14 protein-coding genes and 2 pseudogenes are annotated in these 19,844 nt (G+C 72.3%); 6 read left to right on the forward strand and 10 right to left on the reverse strand.

Annotation, left to right across the window (positions count from 1 at the left end; genetic code table 11):
- Positions 1-22: 22 nt before the first annotated feature.
- The 4 genes and pseudogenes from ACGFNH_RS07690 to ACGFNH_RS07705 all read right to left on the reverse strand — a co-directional run.
- Positions 23-1,333: pseudogene (locus tag ACGFNH_RS07690) on the reverse strand (O-antigen ligase family protein); the annotation flags it as partial.
- Between the two features lie 2 nt (positions 1,334-1,335).
- Complete coding sequence (locus ACGFNH_RS07695; protein WP_393652104.1) at positions 1,336-2,928, reverse strand: sugar transferase; 1,593 nt, start codon at positions 2,926-2,928, stop codon at positions 1,336-1,338.
- On the reverse strand, positions 2,925-4,175 hold the full coding sequence (locus tag ACGFNH_RS07700; protein WP_393652105.1) for a glycosyltransferase family 4 protein: 1,251 nt from the start codon (positions 4,173-4,175) through the stop codon (positions 2,925-2,927). The genes ACGFNH_RS07695 and ACGFNH_RS07700 overlap by 4 nt, the downstream gene beginning before the upstream one ends.
- 119 nt (positions 4,176-4,294) lie before the next feature.
- Complete coding sequence (locus ACGFNH_RS07705) at positions 4,295-5,389, reverse strand: DUF3344 domain-containing protein (protein ID WP_393652106.1); 1,095 nt, start codon at positions 5,387-5,389, stop codon at positions 4,295-4,297.
- A gap of 516 nt (positions 5,390-5,905) precedes the next feature.
- Here ACGFNH_RS07705 and ACGFNH_RS07710 point away from each other — a divergent pair.
- Together ACGFNH_RS07710 and ACGFNH_RS07715 are read left to right on the forward strand one after the other, a co-directional pair.
- A complete protein-coding gene (locus ACGFNH_RS07710; RefSeq protein ID WP_393652107.1) occupies positions 5,906-6,217 on the forward strand; it encodes a chaplin in 312 nt (103 codons plus the stop codon).
- 118 nt (positions 6,218-6,335) lie between these two features.
- Positions 6,336-8,708, forward strand: coding sequence for a phosphoketolase (locus ACGFNH_RS07715; protein ID WP_393652108.1), 2,373 nt, complete (start codon positions 6,336-6,338; stop codon positions 8,706-8,708).
- A gap of 13 nt (positions 8,709-8,721) precedes the next feature.
- On the opposite strand, the gene ACGFNH_RS07720 is transcribed toward ACGFNH_RS07715, so the two are convergent.
- From ACGFNH_RS07720 to ACGFNH_RS07745, 6 genes and pseudogenes are all read right to left on the reverse strand, one after another.
- A complete protein-coding gene (locus tag ACGFNH_RS07720) occupies positions 8,722-10,560 on the reverse strand; it encodes an AMP-dependent synthetase/ligase (protein ID WP_393652109.1) in 1,839 nt (612 codons plus the stop codon).
- A 313-nt stretch (positions 10,561-10,873) separates the two neighbouring features.
- Positions 10,874-11,479: pseudogene (locus ACGFNH_RS07725) on the reverse strand (cytochrome b/b6 domain-containing protein); the annotation flags it as partial.
- Between the two features lie 109 nt (positions 11,480-11,588).
- On the reverse strand, positions 11,589-12,254 hold the full coding sequence (locus ACGFNH_RS07730; RefSeq protein WP_393652248.1) for a molybdopterin-dependent oxidoreductase: 666 nt from the start codon (positions 12,252-12,254) through the stop codon (positions 11,589-11,591).
- 266 nt (positions 12,255-12,520) lie between these two features.
- Positions 12,521-14,068, reverse strand: coding sequence for an APC family permease (locus ACGFNH_RS07735; protein WP_393652110.1), 1,548 nt, complete (start codon positions 14,066-14,068; stop codon positions 12,521-12,523).
- Positions 14,069-14,133: 65 nt separating this feature from the next.
- A complete protein-coding gene (locus tag ACGFNH_RS07740) occupies positions 14,134-15,084 on the reverse strand; it encodes a hypothetical protein (RefSeq protein WP_393652111.1) in 951 nt (316 codons plus the stop codon).
- A gap of 317 nt (positions 15,085-15,401) precedes the next feature.
- Positions 15,402-17,078: an FAD-binding dehydrogenase gene (locus tag ACGFNH_RS07745; protein WP_393652112.1), complete on the reverse strand. Its 1,677-nt coding sequence runs from the start codon at positions 17,076-17,078 to the stop codon at positions 15,402-15,404.
- A 218-nt stretch (positions 17,079-17,296) separates the two neighbouring features.
- Between ACGFNH_RS07745 and ACGFNH_RS07750 the strand changes: the two genes are divergently transcribed.
- From ACGFNH_RS07750 to ACGFNH_RS07765, 4 genes are all read left to right on the forward strand, one after another.
- Entirely contained in the window at positions 17,297-17,833 is a 537-nt protein-coding gene (locus ACGFNH_RS07750) for an NUDIX domain-containing protein (protein ID WP_393652113.1), read from the forward strand.
- A 156-nt stretch (positions 17,834-17,989) separates the two neighbouring features.
- A complete protein-coding gene (locus ACGFNH_RS07755; protein WP_393652249.1) occupies positions 17,990-18,409 on the forward strand; it encodes a YidH family protein in 420 nt (139 codons plus the stop codon).
- Positions 18,409-18,837 (forward strand): DUF202 domain-containing protein, encoded by a 429-nt coding sequence (locus ACGFNH_RS07760; protein ID WP_393652114.1) that lies wholly within the window; start codon positions 18,409-18,411, stop codon positions 18,835-18,837. The genes ACGFNH_RS07755 and ACGFNH_RS07760 overlap by 1 nt, the downstream gene beginning before the upstream one ends.
- A 253-nt stretch (positions 18,838-19,090) precedes the next feature.
- Positions 19,091-19,615, forward strand: a complete 525-nt coding sequence (locus ACGFNH_RS07765; RefSeq protein WP_393652115.1) for a gluconokinase — start codon at positions 19,091-19,093, stop codon at positions 19,613-19,615.
- Positions 19,616-19,844 lie beyond the last annotated feature (229 nt).

Below are 19,844 nucleotides of genomic sequence, written 5' to 3' on the forward strand. Positions count from 1 at the left end.
GCGCGGGCCCGGCCGGGAGCGGGGCCACAGCCGTGGGCGAGAGTGCCCACCAGGCCGCGAGCCCGAGCATGACGGCGGTCAGGACGGTCGTCGGCCCGCCGATGTCGCCGTAGACGAAGTCGGAGAGCAGATAGACCAGCAAGGCCACTGAGGCCAGTCCGCACTCCCAGGGCAGACCGGCCCGACGGGCGCGGCGGATCCTGCGGTAGCCGAGGACGAGCAGCGCGGACCAGCTTCCGGCCACGGCTGTGAGGCCGATGAGGCCCTGCTCGCTGAGGACGAGCAGATACATGTTGTGCGGCGAGAGCAGCGGCTCGCGCCGGAAGGCGTGGCCGGCGCCCGCCGTGTCACTGCCGGACGACAGTCCCAGCGACGCGTTGCCGTCGCGGTGGACCGGGAAGCCCTTGATGCCCACGCCGGTCAGCGGGTCGTCCTTCCAGATGGAGACGGCGGCGTCCCAGAGGGCGTACCGGTCGGTGACGGAACGGTCGGGCGCGCCGGTCACCTCGGTCATGCTGGTGAGTCGTTCGTCGAGGAGGGCGGAGCCCACGCCCACTCCGCCGACCAGCACCACGAGCGAGGCGAAGAACACGGCCAGGGCGCTCATCGCGATCCGCAGCCCGGCGAGCAGCAGCACCACGGCCGCGGCGACGGCCGTGGAGAGCCAGGAGCCGCGGCTGAAGGAGAAGACGAGCGGCACCAGGAGAGCCCCGGCGCAGGACAGGGCGGCGACCCGGAAGCGGCGCGGCGTGTCCGCGGGGGCGCCGAGGCCGAGGGCCAGTGCGAGAACGGTGCCGAAGGCGACGACGGTGGCCATGCCCATCACGTCCACCGGACCGAAGGTGCCGACGGCACGGATGTCCTGTCCCGCGTACGAGGCGCCGGTGCCGGTGAGGTACTGGTGGACACCGATCGCGCCCTGGCCCAGCGCGGTCACGACGGCCGCGCCCGCCACCCACCGGAAGTCGCGGCGGGATCGCAGGAGCAGGACCACCGCGGCGGGTACGAGGACGAACACCTGGGCGTAGCGCACGAATCCCGGCAGGCTCGCCATCGGGTCGCGGGAGGCGGCGGTCGCCACGGCGAAGCCGACCATGGGTGCGGCCAGGATCGCGACACCCGCCCTGGTCAGCGTGCGCCGCCGGTCGCAGAGAAGGGCGATCGCACAGACCGCCACCAGGACGGCGGAGGCCTCGTCGGCGAGCGTGACCGTACCGTCGTCCGGCCCCACCGGGACGCACAGGAGCAGCACGGTGGCCGCGGCGGGCAGGGCACGCCAGGTGAGCCGGATCCGCTCGCGGGCGGGCTGGAGAGCGATCGGCGCTGTCGTCATGGTCAGTTCCCTCCGAGCCGGAAGAGGGAGCCGGCGGTGCGCAGCAGGATGCGGATGTCCTGCCAGAGCGACCATGTCTCGATGTAGTGGTTGTCGAACCGGGCGCGGTCCTCGATCGAGGTGTCCCCGCGCAGTCCGTGGATCTGGGCGAGGCCGGTGATGCCCGCGGGCATCCGGTGACGCGCCGCGTACCCGGGGTGGGTCGCGCTGAACTTCCCGACGAAGTACGGCCGTTCGGGCCGGGGTCCGACGAGGCTCATATCGCCGCGCAGCACATTCCAGAGCTGCGGCAGCTCATCGAGCGAGGTGCGGCGCAGCAGATTGCCGACGCGGCTCATGCGCGCGTCACCGGCGACGTTCCACCGGGTTGCGGACTCCTGCTCGCTGGCGGGACGCAGGGTGCGGAACTTCAGCACCGTGAACAGCCGGCCCGCCATGCCGATCCGCTCCTGACGGAAGATCACCCCGGGGCCGTCGGACCAGCGTACGGCCAGGGCGCAGGCCAGCATCACGGGTGCGGCGACCACCAGCGCGACGGCGGCGATGACGAGGTCGAGCATGCGCTTGCCGAGGATGCCGAGACGGTGACGGGGCGGCGACTCCAGGCGCAGACAGGCGAAGCCCCAGATGTGTTCGGGCCCGCCGGGGCGCCGGGGGCCGGCATCGGCGGCGGCCTCCCCGTGCACCAGCCATACGGTGCAGCCGAGTTCGGCGAAGAACCGGACGAGGGCGGCGTCGTGGGGATCGTCCCAGGGGTTCCGGGTGAAGATCGCGTCCTGCACGGTGTTCTGGATGACGGCGCGGACGATGTCCTGGTGGGCGGCGAGGACGGGGACGGGGAGTTCGGGGGCGGGGTACGGAGTGGAGACGAGCTCCCGGTCCGGCTCCCGGTCGAGTTCGCGGACCGGCCCGCCGTCCGGGCTCGGTAGCTCGTCACGGGCGGGGACGACGCGGTCCGTGACGGGAGCCGGGACGCGGGAGACCAGGCCGACCGGGCGCATGCCGTACTCGGGGTGCTCGTGCAGCGCCCCGGCCACCCGGCGCCCCGCCGAGTCGGTGCCCACGACCAGCGCGGAGTGCGGGCGCGTCCGCCGTCCCCGGCGCCGCACCGCGAGCAGCGCGCCCCGGCCCAGGCCCGCCACCGCGACGTCGAGTGCCACGATCGACAGCAGCAGGGGCCAGCCCGGTGCCTGTCCGGGCCGTACGCCCGCCAGAACGGCCGTCGCCATGCACCACGCGATCGCGGAGTACCCCATGAGCCGGGGCAGTTCGTCGACCGCGGTCGTCATCAGGCCAGGACGGTAGAGACCGCCGCGTACGCCCAGCTGCATCTGCACCGCGAGCGCGAGGCCGCCTGCGGCCGCCATCCGGCCGGGCCCGGCGAGCGGGAGCGCGGCAGCGGCCACCGCGAGGAAGTCGACGGTCGCGAGCACCGCGGCGAGGCGCCCGACCAGAGGTGCGTTCCGCTGCCCGGACGATGCCGGGCCACGGAAGGGGCGGAGCGGTGCGAAGACCGGCGGGGCCTGGCGGGTTGTCTCTCCGAGCAGGGACACGACCCGCCCGGGATGGGACACCCCTGCGTTCTCCGTGGTCATCGCCTGCTGTGCTCCCTGCTCTCGGGGGACGGGCCGGATCGATCGAGAGGGCCGCGGCCTCCGGAAGGTGGAGATTCGCCCGGCACACGGTGAACGGCCGGGGCGGGGCGGAGCAGTTCGCGGTACAGGCGGTCCACCGCGGCGGCCGTTCCCCGTACGTCGTGGGCGCCGTGCGCGTGCTCCTGCGCCTGCATGCCGAGGGTGTCGCGCAGCCGCGGGTGGAGCAGGAGGGCCGCCACGGCCCGGGCCAGGGCATCGGGATTCTCCGGGGGGACGAGGCAGCGGGCCGCGTGGCGCGACGGCAGGCTCTCGCGCGCGCCCGTCACCTCGGTCATGACCACGGGCCGCCCGCAGGCCATGGCCTCCAGCGGGGCGAGCGCCATGCCTTCCCAGCGGGAGGGCAGGACGACCAGGTCGGCGGCCGCGTACCAGGCGGCGGGGTCGGTGGTCGGGCCGGCGAACAGGACCTGCGCAGGCGCCCCTTGGCGGAGTTCCTCCCGCGCCGGCCCGTCCCCCACGAGGGCGAGTACGGCCCCGGGGACCTGGTCGAGGACGCCGGGCCAGGCACGTAGCAGCACGTCCTGGCCCTTCTGGCGGCAGATCCGGCCGACGCAGACCACCAGCGGCGTCCGCGGCGGCAGCCCGCTCAGCGCGGCGAGTCCGGCCCGGGCCCGTTCCCGGGCGGCCCGGTCCGCGGGGCGGAAGTGCTCGGTGTCCACGCCGTTGCGGATCACGGCCCACCGGCCGGTCACGCCCGCGGCGTGGCCGCGCCGTCGTTCGTCCTCGCTGACGCAGAGAACACGGGTGGCCCAGCGGGCGGCGAATCGCTCCCAGTACAGGGCGAGTTCGGAAGCGGTCCCGTCGACGGCCTCGAAGGACCAGGCGTGCGGCTGGAAGACGGTGGGGATGCGGCCGCGTACGGCGAGCCGGGCGGCGAGCCCCGCCTTGGCGCTGTGCGCGTGCACGACGTCCGGGGAGGTCTGCCGGATGAGGCGGGACAGGCGCAGGGTCTCCAGCGGAAGGTGCGGCCCCGGTGCGCGGCGGGCGGGCCAGTGCAGTACGCCTGCCCCGGCCGCGGCGGCCGCCTCGCCCAGCACGCCACCGGTCGGACAGGCGACGAGGGAGTGCAGGCCGGCCCGGATCTGGTTGCGCACCAGGTCCGTGACGACTCTGGCGACGCCTCCGTCGACGGGCTGGGAGATGTGCAGCACCGTCAACCGGCGTCCTTCACGCTTGTGTTGCGGCACGCGTCGCTCCCCGTACACGGACCGGATGGAACCGAAAGCCCCGGCGACGGGCGGCCGCCGGGGAGATGTGCCCCCGGCGGCAGCGATCCGCCGCCGGGGGTGTGTGCCGGGCCCGCCGCTCAGCGACGGGTGTCCGCCTGGAGGAAGAGGGCGCCGAGGTGGTAGCCCTCGTCCTTGGTGCCGAAGCCGACGGTGAGCTCGTCGGCACCGGGCTTGAGGGCGGACTTGAGGTCGAAGACGTCGGAGTCGAAGCCCAGCGTGTTGACGTGGGCGGGCTGCCGTCCGGGAGCGGGCTTCCCGTTGTTGGTGATCGTCGAGTTCATGGCGTCGTCGGCCGGGTTGGCGGCGTCGCGCAGGGCCACGGGGGCGGCCGCGTCGCGGGCGACGGCGAGTGCGTTCTTGCCCAGCCCCCGGTCGCCGTCGTAGGAGACGACACCGAGGACGCCCTTGCCGTTCTTGGGGATGTTCAGGTCTTCCAGGTCCAGGAAGAGGTCGGGGCGGGCGGCGTTCACGGTCTGGAAGCCGTCGAGGATGGAGAGCGTGCGCAGCGGGGCGCCGGGGTCGGAGTAGGCGACGACCAGGGTCCAGCCGCCGTAGGTACCCGGCTTGGAGTGGCCCTTGGCGATGTTGATCTGGCCGACGGTGAAGGCTCCGGGGTTGCTGTACCGCACGATGTCGGTGACGTCGGCAGAGGCGGCGTACGCGTCGGCGCCCTCGGCGTTGCGGTGCCCCATCGTGGTGTCGGCGATGACTTCCTTGTACTCGCCGCCCGGCTCGGCGAACAGGACCCGGCCGTTGTCCTTCGCCGGCTTGTGCTCGCCCGCCAGCAGGTTCCCGCCCCAGTAGAGGCGGGCGTACGTCACGGTCGCGTTCTTGGGAAGACGCAGGTCCGCGCGGCTGGAGTTGTAGGTGTTGGCGTCCTTGTCGACGTCGACGTACGTCATCTCGTAGTTGTTGTTGCGCCCGGCGCCGCCCTTCTGGACCTGCGCGCAGGAGACGGCCGCCTTGGTGACCGCGGACTCGCAGGTGGCCGACACGTTCGCGGCTCTCACGATTCCGCCGTGCTCGACCGCGCGGTAGCGCTCGACAAAGGGGACCTGCGTTGCCTCTTTCCCGGCTGGAACAGCCACGGACTGCGGCAGCACGACCGCCACGGCCACTGCCGACAACGCACAAAATGCGTAACGGCCGCCACGGACCAGATTAACCCGCATGACTGCTCCTCTGATTTGAGCACGATAGATCCGGCGCAGACAATCGCAGATCAATATGCCCCAAATCACGCCAGACGCGCGCTAATAGGCCGAGCGTGTAGTCATCCATTCGGACTCGGCGGCTACACCCGCGAAATATCCGAACTGCGGCGCACGGCGGGCCCGATGGGGCCGCATCGACCACCGGAATGATGAAGCCGAATTGGTCCGAAAGGGTTGCCGCCGGGCGCCGGAAACACGGAAGGCCGGAACCGGCGCCATGCGACGCCGCCTTCCTCATCGACCGCGACACGCCCGCCGCGCGCAACCCGTTCACCGGCTCCGGCACCAGCCTCCCCTGGCTGAATCAGGCCCTCGCAACCCGATCGGCAGAACATCATGCGCCGTATGGATAGTTTCATGCTCATGATGGGCACTGCGCCCCGAATGATCTCATCGGGTGACCATGTGGTGAATCGATGCTCGGATCGGACCGTACGGGGAAAAACACCATCCCAACCCGAAAGGAATATGGTGATGAAGCGAATCGCCAGGGCTGCCACGCTGACCGTCGCGAGCTGCGCTCTCGTCGTGGGCGGTGCGGGCGCCGCGATGGCTCAGGACAGCGGCTCCAAGGGCCACAGCAAGCACCAAGAGTGGAAGGACGACGACGAGGACGGCGGCAACAATGCCATCGCCGAGGCCGTCGCCATCGGTTCCCCCGGCTTTCTGAGTGGCAATGTCGTACAGTTCCCGATCAACATTCCGATCAACGCGTGCGGCAACGCGATCAACCTGGGGCTGGGCGGTCTGAACCCGGCGATCGGCAACGTCTGCGCCAACGGCTGACGCTTCGAGCCGTCGAGCGCATCGGGGCCGCCGGAGCAATCCGGCGGCCCCGCCCGCATGTTGTGGAGCGGCCGTGGAACACGTACCGGGTCCCGCGGTTCCTTTGTGTGGAGGACTGATGGCCGGCGACCGTGCCCAACCGTCCGAGGAAGAACTCGACGCCCTGCACGCGCACTGGCGGGCCGCGAACTATCTCTCCGCCGGGCAGATCTATCTGCTGGGCAACCCCTTGCTGCGGGAGCCTCTGAGCGTCCAGCACATCAAGCCCCGCCTGCTGGGCCATTGGGGAACGGCGCCGGGGCTGAACCTGGTGCACACCCATCTCAACCGGGTGATCAAGAACCGCGACCTCGACGCGATCTGCGTCTGGGGCCCCGGGCACGGCGGCCCCGCGGTGATGGCCAACTCCTGGCTGGACGGCAGCTTTTCGGAGACCTACCCGGACGTCGGGCGGGATGCGGACGGCATGGCGCGTCTGTTCCACCGGTTCTCCTTCCCGGGCGGTATGCCCAGCCATGTGGCGCCCGAGGTCCCCGGCTCCATCCACGAGGGCGGCGAGTTGGGCTACTCGCTCGCGCACGCCTACGGGGCGGCACTGGACAACCCCGGCCTGCTGGTCGCCTGCGTCATCGGTGACGGCGAGGCGGAGACCGGGCCGCTGGCGGCGTCCTGGCACTCCAACAAGTTCCTCGACCCGGTGCACGACGGAGCCGTGCTGCCGGTCCTGCACCTCAACGGCTACAAGATCGCAAACCCCGCCGTGCTCGCCCGCCTCCCCCAGCGCGAACTCGACGAACTCCTGCGCGGCTACGGCCACGAGCCCCTCCATGTCGAGGGCGACGACCCGCTGCGCGTGCACCGGGCCATGGCCCGCGCCATGGACGACGCCCTCGACCGGATCGCCGGGGCCCAGCGGGCGGCCCGGGAGGAGGGTGCCACGGAGCGGCCGCGCTGGCCGGTGATCGTGCTCCGTACGCCGAAGGGCTGGACCGGACCGGCGGAGGTGGACGGCCAGCCGGTCGAAGGGACATGGCGCTCGCATCAGGTGCCGCTGGCAGGCGTCCGTGAGAACCCGGAGCACCTGCGGCAACTGGAGCGCTGGCTGCGCTCGTACCGCCCCGAGGAGCTCTTCGACGACGAGGGCCGGCCCCGGCCCCAGGTGCTCGCCTGCATCCCCGAGGGCGCGGCCCGGCTCGGCGCCAACCCGCGGGCCAACGGCGGGATGCTGCTGCGGGATCTGCCGACGCCCGGCCTGGAGGAGTTCGCGGTCCACGTCGGCAAGCCGGGGACGGCCTCGCACGAACCCACCAAGGTCCTGGGCTCCCTTCTGGCCCGCATCATGGGCGACACCGCAGGACGCCGGGACTTCCGGCTGTTCGGCCCGGACGAGACCGCCTCCAACCGGCTGGGCGCGGTGTACGACACGACCGGCAACGCCTGGCAGGCCGCCACCCTGGACACCGACGAGCACCTGAGACGCGACGGGCGGGTGATGGAGGTCCTCTCCGAGCACCTCTGCCAGGGCTGGCTGGAGGGCTATCTGCTGACCGGACGTCACGGCGTGTTCGCCAGTTACGAGGCGTTCGTGCACATCGTCGACTCGATGGTCAACCAGCACGCCAAGTGGCTGGAGACCTCCGGGAAGCTGCCCTGGCGGCGGCCGATCGCCTCGCTCAACTACCTGCTCACCTCGCACGTCTGGCGCCAGGACCACAACGGCTTCTCGCACCAGGACCCCGGCTTCGTCGATCACGTGCTCAACAAGAGTCCCGACGTCGTACGGATCTACCTGCCGCCGGACGCCAACACCCTGCTCGCGGTCACCGAGCACATCCTGCACACCCGCGACCGTGTGAACGTGGTCGTGGCCGGAAAGCAGCCCTGCTTCGACTGGCTCTCCCTCGACGACGCCCGCTCCCACTGCGCGCGCGGCGCGGGCGTCTGGGAGTGGGCGGGCAGCGAGCACACCGGCCGGGAGCCCGATGTGGTGCTCGCGGCGGCCGGGGATGTGCCGACCCAGGAGGTCATGGCCGCCACCGGGCTGCTCCGCCACCACCTGCCCGATCTCGGCGTCCGCGTGGTCAACGTCGTCGACATGGCGACCCTGATGCAGCCGGACCAGCATCCGCACGGGATGGCGGACGCGGAGTACGACGCGCTGTTCACCCGCGACCGGCCGGTGATCTTCGCCTACCACGGCTATCCGTGGCTGATCCACCGTCTGACCTACCGCCGGGGCGGGCACGCCCAGCTCCATGTGCGGGGCTACCAGGAGTCGGGCACCACGACCACGCCGTTCGACATGGTGGTCCGCAACAACCTGGACCGCTACCGGCTCGTGATGGACGTCATCGACCGCGTGCCGGGCCTCGGCGTACGCGCCGTCGGCGTACGCCAGGCCATGGCGGACGCCCGGGCGCGCCACCATGCCTGGGTGCGGGAGCACGGCACGGACCTGCCCGAGGTCGCGGACTGGACCTGGCCGGGCTGAGGCACACGGGACGTCAGCCGGACGGCCGGGCCGCGTACATCCGGTTGATCTCGGCCGCGTACGCCTTGACGATGGCGGCCCGCCGCAGCTTCAGGGAGGGAGTCATCAGCCCGTCCTCGGCGCTGAACTCGGCGGGCAGGATGTCGAACGCCCGGATCGACTCGGCCCTGGAGACGGCGGAGTTGGCCGTCAGCACCGCCCGCTGGATCTCCTCGCGCAGTTCCTCGTCGGCCGCCAGCGCGCGGGCGTCCAGGTGCTGCTTGCGCTGCAACCGCCGCCAGTGGTCGACGGCTTCGGGATCCAGGGTGATCAGGGCGCTGATGTACGGCCTGTTGTCGCCGACCACGAGGCACTGGGAGACGAGTGGGCTGGCGCGCATCCGCTCCTCCAGGATCGCGGGCGCCACGCTCTTGCCGCCGCTGGTGATGATGATGTCCTTCTTGCGCCCGGTGATCGTCAAGTAGCCCTCGTCGTCGAGTGTTCCGACGTCACCGGTGTGGAGCCAGCCGTCCCGCAGCACGGCCTCGGTGGCCGGCCGGTCGTCGAGGTAGCCGGCGAAGACCTGGTCGCCGCGGACGAGGATCTCCCCGTCCCAGGCGATGCGGACGGCGCAGCCGGGGAGCGGGCGCCCGACCGTGCCGAACCGTACGCGTCCCAGCGGCTGGGCGGTCACGCCTCCCGAGGTCTCGGTGAGCCCGTACCCGTCGTAGATGGTGATGCCGACTCCGGCGAACAGCAGGGCCAGGTTCCGGTCGAGCGCGGACCCGGCGCACATCGCGTAACGGGCGCGGCCTCCGAGCGCGGCCCGCATCCGCTCGTAGATGGTGCGGTCGTAGAGGGCGTGCTGGACGCGGAGCGAGGGGCTCGGCCCGGTTCCGGTGCCCAGGGCGCGGCGCTCGATGGCCTCCGCGTACCGGACGGCGACCTCGACCGCCTTGTCGAACAGCTCGACCCGGCCCAGCTCTTCGGAGGTCCTGCGCGCCCGGTGGTAGATCTTCTCGAAGACATACGGCACGCCGTAGATGAAGGTCGGCCGGAACGACCGGAGGGCTGGCACGAGCGTACGGGTGGCGACCTCCGGCTGGTGGCCGAGCCGGACGCCGCCGCGTACGCAGGCGACCTGCATCATCAGGCCGTAGATGTGCGACAGGGGCAGGAAGGCCAGGACGGAGGGCTGGACGCCGGGGTCGGCCAGCAGCGAGCCCCAGCCGGTGAGCAGGGTGTCGCAGTCCACCGCGAGGTTGGCGTGGGTGATCACGCAGCCCTTGGGCCGGCCTGTGGTGCCCGAGGTGTACGTGATGGCCGCGGCCAGTTCGGGCTGCACCATCGTGCGGCGGTGGTGCACCAGCGTGTCCGCGACGGCGCGGCCGCGCTCGGTCAGCTCGCCCACGCATCCGGCGTCCAACTGCCAGATACGGCGCAGCGGGAGGCCGTCGCAGACCGCGCCGACGGTCATGACCTGGTCCTCGTGCTCGACGACGATGGCGGTCGCCTTCGAGTCGTAGAGGATCCAGTGGACCTGCTCCGAGGACGCGGTGGGGTACACGGGCACGAGCTGGGCTCCGATGGACCACACGGCGAAGCTGAAGAGCGTCCACTCGTACCGGGTACGGGACATCAGCGCGACCCGGTCGCCGAAGCGGATGCCGTCGGCCATCAGGCCCTTGGCGACGGCCATCACTTCCTGCCGGAAGTCGGCGGCCGTGACCGGCGACCACTCCGTGGAGCCGAGGTCCGCACGGCGGGAGAACTGCGGCAGGTCCGGGGTCCGTTCCGCATTCTCGAACAGAGCGTCGGCCAGGCCGCCCACCTTGAGTGACTCCACCAGGGGAGGAAGGCCGAGTTCGCGCACAGCGCCTCCTTGCCCGGGCACGTGGCGTGCCGTCGTGCTCCACCAACTGGTGGCGGAGGAAAGCTACCCGCTGGTCACCCGGCTGCATAGAGGCGGTCCACCACCCGCGAGGGAACTATGTGGGTTTGCCACCTTGCGGACGGTGGGCGGAACCCGGTTCGGGTGTCGGCCCGGACGTGGGTTCGGGTACCGGCTGCGGTTCGGGGACCGGTTCCGGTGGTGGTGCGGGGACCGGTTCCGGTGGTGGTGCGGGTGCCGGTTCCGGCAGTGGTGCGGGGACCGGTTCCGGCGGGGAGGCGACGGGCTCGTCGTCGGGACGCCAGAGCGGGTGCTCCCGGCGGGCCCAGCGGCCGTCCACGGTTCCGGTGCGCAGGCCGCGCCGGGCCTCCGGGTCCGCGAGGGCCTTTCCGATGTGCCCGGCGACCACGATGCCGAGGGCGAGCGCGAGCCAGTCGTGCACGAACGTGGCGCCCGTGCGCCAGGAGAGCGGGGCGAGGCGGGTGAACCACATGAGGAGGCCGGTGCCGAGCATGACGAGCACGGCACCGGCCGCGTACGACGCGTAGAGCTTCTGCCCGGCGTTGAACTTCCCCGCGGGGCGCGACGAATGGCGGTGGTCGCGGCGGAGCGCGGCGCGCAGCCAGCGGCGGTCGTGCGGACCGAAACGGCCCAGCACCCGAACGTCGCCGCGGAAGGCGCGGGAGGCGAGACCCAGGAGGAAGGGCACCGGCAGGAGCAGGCCCGACCACTCGTGAACGGTCACCACCAGGGCGCGGCGGCCCACGAGTTCGGCGAGCGGGGGCAGGTAGAGGCAGCCCGCGGTGACGAGGCAGACGCCCATGAGAGCCGCGGTGGACCGGTGGACCCAGCGCTCGGCGCGGGTGAAGCGGCGGACGCGTACGGCGGTGCGCGCGATCATCGAGCCGGGCGGGGCGAGGTCCGCGGAGCCGGACCTGTCCGGTACGGCGGAGACGGCGGACGCGGGCACGGCGGAGGCGCGCTCGGCAGAGGCTGCCGAGTCGGGCCGGTCAGGCAGTCGGGGCATCGTCGCGTCCGTTCGAGCGTCCGACCCAGGCATCGACGTCGTAGCCCCGCTCTTCCCAGTAGCCCGGCCGCACCTCGCGCGTGAGGGCGATACCGGAGAGCCATTTCGCCGACTTGTAGAAGTACATCGGGGCGACATAGAGGCGCACCGGGCCGCCGTGCCCGTGCGAGAGCGGCTTGTCCTGCATGGTGAGGGCGACCAGCACATCGGCGCGGCGGGCCTGTTGGAGCGTGAGGCTCTCGCTGTACGTGCCGTCGAAGCAGGTGAAGCGGACGGCATTCGCCTCAGGACGTACGCCCGCCGCGTCGAGGAGCCGGGAGAGCCGTACGCCCGTGAAGGGGGTACCGGGTACGCGCCAGCCGGTCACGCACTGGACATCGCGCACCAGCCGGTCCTGCGGCAGGGCGCGCAGGTCGGCGAGGCCGTAGTCGGCGGGGCGGTCGACGAGACCGCCGACGGTCAGGCGGTAGTCGCGTTCGCCGCGGTGCGGGACGGAAGCGGCGACGGAGTAGTAGCGGAAGCCGCCGCTGCCGGGGAGCAGACCGGTCAGCCCCGTGGGGTCCTTGTCGGCGGCCGCGCCGAGGGCGGAGTCGAACCCGGACTGGAGGGACGGTCCTGCGGCGATTCCGGCCGCACCGAGGCCGAGCATGCCGAGGACGACGCGGCGTCCGACGGGCGTGCCGTGGCCGTCGGAACCGGTCCCGGCGGGATCCGCACGCTCGGCGCTTCTGCCGCTCCTCGCGTCCGCCGCGCCCTGTGCGGGGGTGTCTTCGGTGGTCACCCCTCGATTCGAGCACTGCGGGGCGCTGAGGGCCAGCGTTTCCCGGCGGCCGTCAGACTTCCGTCATCTCCCGCGGACGGCCCTGCCGTGCCGTATCCGCACCGCGCGCCACCGGCCCCGCGTCTCCCCGCCCGTCACCCCGCGGTCTCCGGCTCCCTTCGCAACGAGGCGGACTCCGCCGCCTTCTGGAGCTGGAACGCCTCGTTGCCCAGCCCGATCCGCGCGTGCACCTGCGGCCTGACGGTGCGCAGGACGAGGCCGAAGCCGACGCCGGCGACCACCGCCGCCCCGATGATGCCGGGCAGGATCCAGCGCAGCGAGGAGTCGGGATCCGCGCCGAGCAGGACGTCGAAGTCCTTCACCGCGTACACCATGATCACCACGAGGGCAGCGCCGGAGACGGCCGAGCAGGCGATGCGCCAGGCCTGCACGCGCGCCGCGCCGCGCCGGACGAAGAAGGCGATGACGGCGGCGGAGGCGGCCACCAGAAGGACGATGATGCCGAGCGCCCCGACGTTGCCCATCCAGGTGAACAACTGCAGGACGGGAGCGGTGGGATCGCCCGCCGGCTTGTCGTCGCCGATCGCGAAGGCGGTGACGACGACGAGGGAGACGGCCGTCTGCAGCAGGGAGCCGTAGGCGGGGGCACCGGTGGCCCGGCTGGTCCGGCCGAACGCCGAGGGCAGCAGCCCCTCACGGCCCATGGCGAAGGCGTACCGGGCGACAACGTTGTGGAAGCTGAGGAGGCAGGCGAACATGCCGGTGACGAAGAAGAGGTGCAGCGCGTCGGTGAAGCCGGCACCGAGCCGCGCCTCGGTCAGCGCGAACAGCAGCCCCGGACCCGCGTCCTGCGCGGAGCCCACGATCCGCGACGGGCCGGCGGCGACGGAGAGGGCCCAGGAACTGAGGGCGAAGAAGACGGCGACGAAGGCGACGACGAGGAAGACGACCCGGGCGACGACGACTTGGGGACGGCTGGTCTCCTCGGCGTAGACCGGCGACTGCTCGAAGCCGACGAAGGCGGCGATGCAGAAGACCAGCGCCGTGCCGAGCCCCGCACCGGTCAGGGTCTCGGGGTTGAACGCATGCAGGGACAGGCCCTCGGTGGCCGGGTCGGCGACGGCGGAGATGTCGAAGACGAGGACCATGAGGACCTCGATGAGCAGCAGCACGCCGAGCACCCGGGCATTGAGGTCGATCTTCAGTCCGCCGAGGGCGGCGATCAGCGCCACCCCCACGAGGGCCGGGATCCACCAGGCGACCGTGACATCGAAGTGGTCGGCGAGCAGCACGGAGATCTCGAAGCCGAAGATGCCGTAGACGCCGACCTGCATGGCGCTGTAGGCGACCAGGGCCACGACCGACGCGCCGGCGCCCGCGGTGCCGCCGAGCCCACGGGCGATGTACGCGGTGAACGCACCGGCGTTGTGGACGTGGCGGCCCATCTCCGCGTAACCGAAGGCGAAGAGCGCCAGGACGACCCCGAGGATGACGAACAGGAGCGGCTGTCCGACGATGCCCATCACCGAGTACGTGGTGGGCATGACACCGGCGACGACCATGAGGGGTGCGCTGGCCGCCAGGACCGACAGCAGCAGCCCCGCCATCCCGATGCGGTCGGCGCGCAGCGCTCTCTCCTGGCCTTTGAACGTGCTGATCTCGGAGCTGTTGCCCGTCAGCATGCGGGGCGTCCTTCCGTGGGGGGTGGCTGGGCGTGGTGGGTTCCTGCGGAGCCGGGCGGAGTGCGCTACGCCGAGCCGAGTGCGGCACGGCGCGCGGCGCGGAATGCTTTTTTCGGGTCGCGGTCGGGATACGACCAGGGAACGGCCGTGGCGTACGGCCCGATCCGGTTGAACAGCGCGGCCGCTTCGGCCAGCCGCCCCTCGTACACCTTGGCCTGGGCGAGGTAGTTGAGGTCCACCGTCTTTCGGGGGTGGTCCTCCGCCTCCCATTCCAGCCACCAGTCGAAGGCGGCCTTCATCGCCTGCCGGGCCCTGCGGGTGGTCCAGTGCGCGGAGCGCGCCGGGTCGGAGGGCTCGATACCGGCTTCGGCGAGGACGCGGTACCGCTCGGTGTGCGCGACGACGGGCAGGACGGCGAGCGGGGAGTCGGCGGGCGCCTGCTCGGCGGCCCAGGAGGCGAAGTCGTACACCTCGTGGAACGGGTCGTCCCGGTCGCCCTGTTGACGCTCCGCCAGGCAGGCGGTCATCAGATGGTGGGCGTGGTGGTGGTCGCGGTGGCGGCCGCGCACCTGGTCGAAGACCTGGAGGCGCTCCTCGTCCGTGCCGGTGCGGCGGACCAGGATCAGCAGGGCGAGCCAAGGCGTCGGGTCGGCGGGCGCCACACGCGCCGCGCGCCGGCACGCGTCGCGCGCCTGGTCCGGGTGCGCCTTGCCGCGCAGCGCCCGGGAGACGGTGGCGCAGGCGAACAGGGCGGAGGCACAGGCGCTGTCGGGCTCCGCGAGGAGCCAGTCCTCTGCCCAGGCCCCGCTCGTGGGCATCTCGCCGAGGACGACGAGCCGGTGCCCGCGGCGCTCCCAGTCGTCACCGGTCCTGGTGAGCAGGGAGCGGGCCTCGCCCCATCTGCCGTGGGCGAGGGAGTCGCGCGCCTTGGCGAGTTCGGTGTCGTCGTATGCGGGGTCGAAGCTCAACCCGTCCCTCTGCCGGGCCCGGCCGAGGGGTGGAGGAGGGGGAGTCATCCGCCAGCTTCCTCCACGGCGCACGCCACTTTCTGCCCCCTTTGGGGCGTCCTCGCAGTCACGACGATTGCGGTCCGGCGGGGTTGGTCGCGCCCCACCCATGGTCCCAATGATCACGCACAGCAAACCGGTAGTCACTGCTCCACGTCAAGGCCGGACCGAACTGCCCGATCCCCTCAACACGCGCCGATATCCGGAGTGTTGACACCGCCGAAGGCTGCGACCAGGGCGTACTCCCCGGCGGCACCTCACCGTTGCCTGGTCTGGACATCTGGCGGCGGCCGGGGCTCGCGGAGCCTCGCGGGCGCCCCCTCCCGCTAGCCGACCGCCTTCGCCGCGGCCCGGCCCGCCGTACGCCCGGAGAAGAGGCAGCCCCCGAGGAACGTGCCCTCGAGCGCGCGGTAGCCGTGCACACCCCCGCCGCCGAACCCGGCCGCCTCACCCGCCGCGTACACACCCGGCAGCACCGACTCCCCGACCGAGCCCGGGGCCGAATCGCCTTCCAGGACACGGGAGGAGAGATCGGTCTCCAGGCCGCCCAGGGTCTTGCGCGTGAGGATGTGCAGCCGTACGGCGATCAGCGGGCCGGCCTTGGGGTCCAGAATGCGGTGCGGGGCCGCGGTCCTGATGAGCTTGTCGCCCAGGTAGTTACGGGTCCCTCGCATGGCCATGACCTGAAGGTCCTTGGTGAACGGATTGGTGATCTCCCGGTCGCGCGCGACGATTTCGCGGCGCAGCTCCGCCTCGTCGATCAGCGCCTCCTCGGTGATCGCGTTCATCCCGCGGACGAGTGCCGAGAGGTCCTTCTCGACGACGAAGTCGGCTCCGTGATCCATGAACGCCCTGACCGGTCCCGGGACGTCGGCACGCGCCCGGTCGATCACCCCGCGGATGCTGCGGCCCGTCAGATCGGGGTTCTGCTCGGAACCGGAGAGCGCGAACTCCTTGCCGATGATGCGCTGATCGAGCACGAACCACGTGTAGTCGTAGCCGGTCGTCATGATGTGCTCGAGCGTGCCGAGGGTGTCGAAGCCGGGGAAGAGCGGCACCGGCAGCCGGCGCCCGCGGGCGTCGAACCACATCGAGGACGGGCCGGGCAGGATGCGGATGCCGTGCCGGTCCCAGATCGGGTTCCAGTTCGCGATGCCCTCGGTGTAGTGCCACATCCGGTCGCGGTTGATCATGCGTCCGCCCGCGCCCTCGACCAGGCCGAGCATCTCCCCGTCCACGTGCGCGGGCACGCCGGAGAGCATGTGCCGCGGTGGAGTCCCGAGGCGCTCGGGCCAGTTCTTCCGTACGAGGTCGTGGTTGCCGCCGATGCCGCCCGAGGTCACGATGACGGCCTGGGCCCGCAGTTCGAAGGATCCGGTGACCTCGCGGTTGCTCGCCTCGCCTCGGCCCGCATCGCTCGGCGCCAGCACCTCACCGCTCACGGTGTCCACCGCTCCGGCCGTACGCGACAGCCCGGTGACCCGGTGGCGGAAGCGCAGATCGACCAGGCCGCGCGAGGCCCCGGCACGCACCCGCCGTTCGAACGGCTCGACCAGACCGGGACCGGTGCCCCAGGTGATGTGGAAGCGGGGCACGGAGTTGCCGTGCCCGGTCGCGTCGTAGCCGCCCCGCTCGGCCCAGCCGACGACGGGGAAGAACCGGACGCCCTGCGCGTGCAGCCACGACCGCTTCTCCCCCGCCGCGAAGTCCACGTACGCGTCGGCCCAGCGGCGGGGCCAGTGGTCCTCGACGCGATCGAACCCGGCCGTGCCCATCCAGTCCTGACGGGCCAGGTCGTGGCTGTCGCGGATGCGCACCCGGCGCTGCTCGGGCGAGTCGACGAAGAACAACCCGCCGAAGGACCAGTGCGCCTGCCCTCCGATCGACGTCTCGGGCTCCTGGTCGAGCAGGATGACGCGGCGGCCTGCGTCGGCAAGTTCGGCGGTGGCGGCCAGACCCGCCAGCCCCGCTCCGATCACGATCACATCAGCGTCGTACGCCATCGATTCCATCCTCGTCGGAGCGTGGCAGGTGGGTGGTCGGCCACTGGAGTTACTGCTGCGTACGATCTTCTGGACAGTCGTACACCGCGTCAACCTCCCGGACGCGGGCGACGGCGTTCTCCGCGCGGCAGCGGCGGAGCGGCGGACCCGCGGCAGCCACGGACCGGCCCGGCGGCAGCGGCGGAGGGACCTCGGCGCCGTCTGCTTGGATGGCGGACATGGCTGAGCAGCAGGAGCCGCGCTCCGCAGGGGAACTGCTGGACATCGTGGACGAGACGGACCGGGTCGTCGGGCAGGCACTCCGCGGCGAGGCGTACGCGAGGAATCTCCGCCACCGCTGCGTCTTCGTCCTGGCACGGGACGCGGCCGACCGGATCTTCGTGCATCGCAGGACCGCGGAGAAGCTCGTCTTCCCCTCTCTCCACGACATGTTCGTCGGCGGTGTGGTCGGCGCGGGCGAGTCGTACGAGGAGGCGGCGCTGCGGGAGGCGGAGGAGGAGCTGGGCGTCCCGGGACTCCCCCGGCCCGTACCGCTGTTCAAGTTCCTCTACGAGGCTCCCGGGCAGACATGGTGGTCCTACGTCCACGAGGTGCGCTGCTCTCGGCCGGTCGCCCCCCAGGTCGAAGAGGTGGCCTGGCACACCTTCCTCACGGACGAGGAGCTGGCGGAGCGGCTGACGGAGTGGACCTGGGTGCCGGACGGGCTGGAGGCGTACCGGAGGCTCCAGGAGTGGCGCGGCGGGCCGGGCAGATAGAGCGGGGCCGACAGGCGCTGCCGGCTGATGGACGTGGCCGGGACTGTGGGCGGGGCGGTCGCGTCGGCGAAGCCGAGCGGGCCGAGGGATGACGAGGATCAGCAAGCCGGTCCGGCCGGTGGCGTCCGCCCGGCCGGTAGTCTGCCGACCGTGATCATGTCCGTGAAGGCCCTGCCCGCGCGGGCGCGGGCGGCTGCCGCCGCGGCGCGCCTGTGGTTCGCGCCCGAGCGGATCGCCGAGGAGGGCGAGACACCCGACTACCGGTTCTCGCTGGCGAACGAACGCACGTTTCTGGCCTGGCTGCGTACTTCCCTCGCGCTGCTGGCCGGGGGCTTCGCCGTCGCCCAGTTCCTTCCGGATCTCCACCGGTCCCTCCGTGTCGCGCTCGCCCTGGTGCTGCTCGCTGTCGGCGCGCTGTGCGCCGTACGCGCCGTCAACCACTGGGTGCGCTGCGAGCGCGCGATGCGACGCGGCGAGGACCTGCCGGTCTCGCGCTTCCCCTCCCTCCTGGCGCTGGCGATCGGCGCGGTGGCGGTGGTGATGGTCGTCGCCGTGGCCGCGGGCTGGGCCGGCTGATGGCACCCGCTGCGCCCGGCGGACGGGACGGGAGCGGCGGGCGGGCTGCCCGCGACGAGCAGGCCGGGAGCAGCGGACGTGCCGCGCACCGCGGGCGGTCGGCACGCAGCGCGCGGGCCGGGCGCGATCCCGGCCTGCAGCCGGAGCGCACCCGCCTGGCCTGGCGGCGTACGACCCTGACGTACGTGGCGGCCGCGCTGCTCGCCGCGCGCGGGCTGCTGCACGACGCGGGCCCGCTGCGGGCGGCCGTGGCGATGGCCGTCGGCCTGCCGCTGCTGGCGGCCTTCCTGGCGGTGGCGCATCGCCGGATGCGGGCACTGGACGCGCAGCGGCCGCCCGCGTTGTCCCCCCGCACGGCCGCCGCGGCCGCCTCGTGCGTCGTCGCGCTGGCGGTCCTGGGCGCGGCTGCGCACACCGTCACCGCGTGAATCCGCATCGGCCAGGCGGTCTGCGTCCGGCCGGAGTTGGACCCCCCGGCGCCCCGCTGCAAGGGCCCGCGGCCGGGGTCCGGAGGCCCCGCGGGCGCCCGGGAGGGCAGGCGCGGGGAGTCGGGGTGGCGGCGGCGCGGAGCCGGGAGTCGCGGACTAGCCTGGGCCGGACGGAATATGTCGCGACAAACTGATCGCTTCCGGACGACGATGCCGCCGGATCCGGACGACGACGACAGCGCCAGAGGTGCCCATGGCCACGCAACGCCGCCGTACGCAACGCGCCGCGCCCCTGGTCGTCGTCATGGGCGTCTCCGGCTCGGGCAAGACGACGATCGGCGAGCGGCTCGCCGAGGAGCTGCGCGTCCCGTACGCGGAGGCCGACGTCTTCCACCCGCCGGAGAACGTCGACAAGATGGCGGACGGCGCACCGCTGGACGACGCCGACCGGATCCCCTGGCTCGACGGCATCGGCGACTGGCTCGCCGGTCACGCCACCACGGGCGGGGTGGTGAGCTGCTCGGCGCTCAAGCGGTCGTATCGCGACCGGCTGGCGGAGGCCGCACCGTCCGCGTACTTCGTCCATCTCAACGGCTCGTTCGAACTCATCGCCCATCGCCTGGCCGACCGCAGGGACCACTTCATGCCCGCACGGCTGCTGCGGTCGCAGTTCGCCGACCTGGAGCCGCTGGGCGAGGACGAGAGCGGGGCGGCGATTCCGATCGACGGCACTGTCGGGGAGACCGTGGCCCTGGCGCTGGACGCCCTCCCGTCCTGACACCCGGGCGGGCCGTTTCGAGCGGGGGCGGCGCATCGCCGCCGATCTGACCGAGCACGGGCGGAACCGAGGGCTCACCCCCGTCCGATCAGGGCATTCCTCCGCGGGAGGGCTCGGCGGACACGCGATGAAGGCCGCCAGCGGCCACCACCCGGCGCCGATGCTCACTGGACTCCATACCGACTGGTCGGCATGATGTGAGACAACCGATGACCGGCTCCCCACGGAG

Source organism: Streptomyces sp. NPDC048639 (genome assembly GCF_043199075.1).
Classification (GTDB): domain Bacteria; phylum Actinomycetota; class Actinomycetes; order Streptomycetales; family Streptomycetaceae; genus Streptomyces.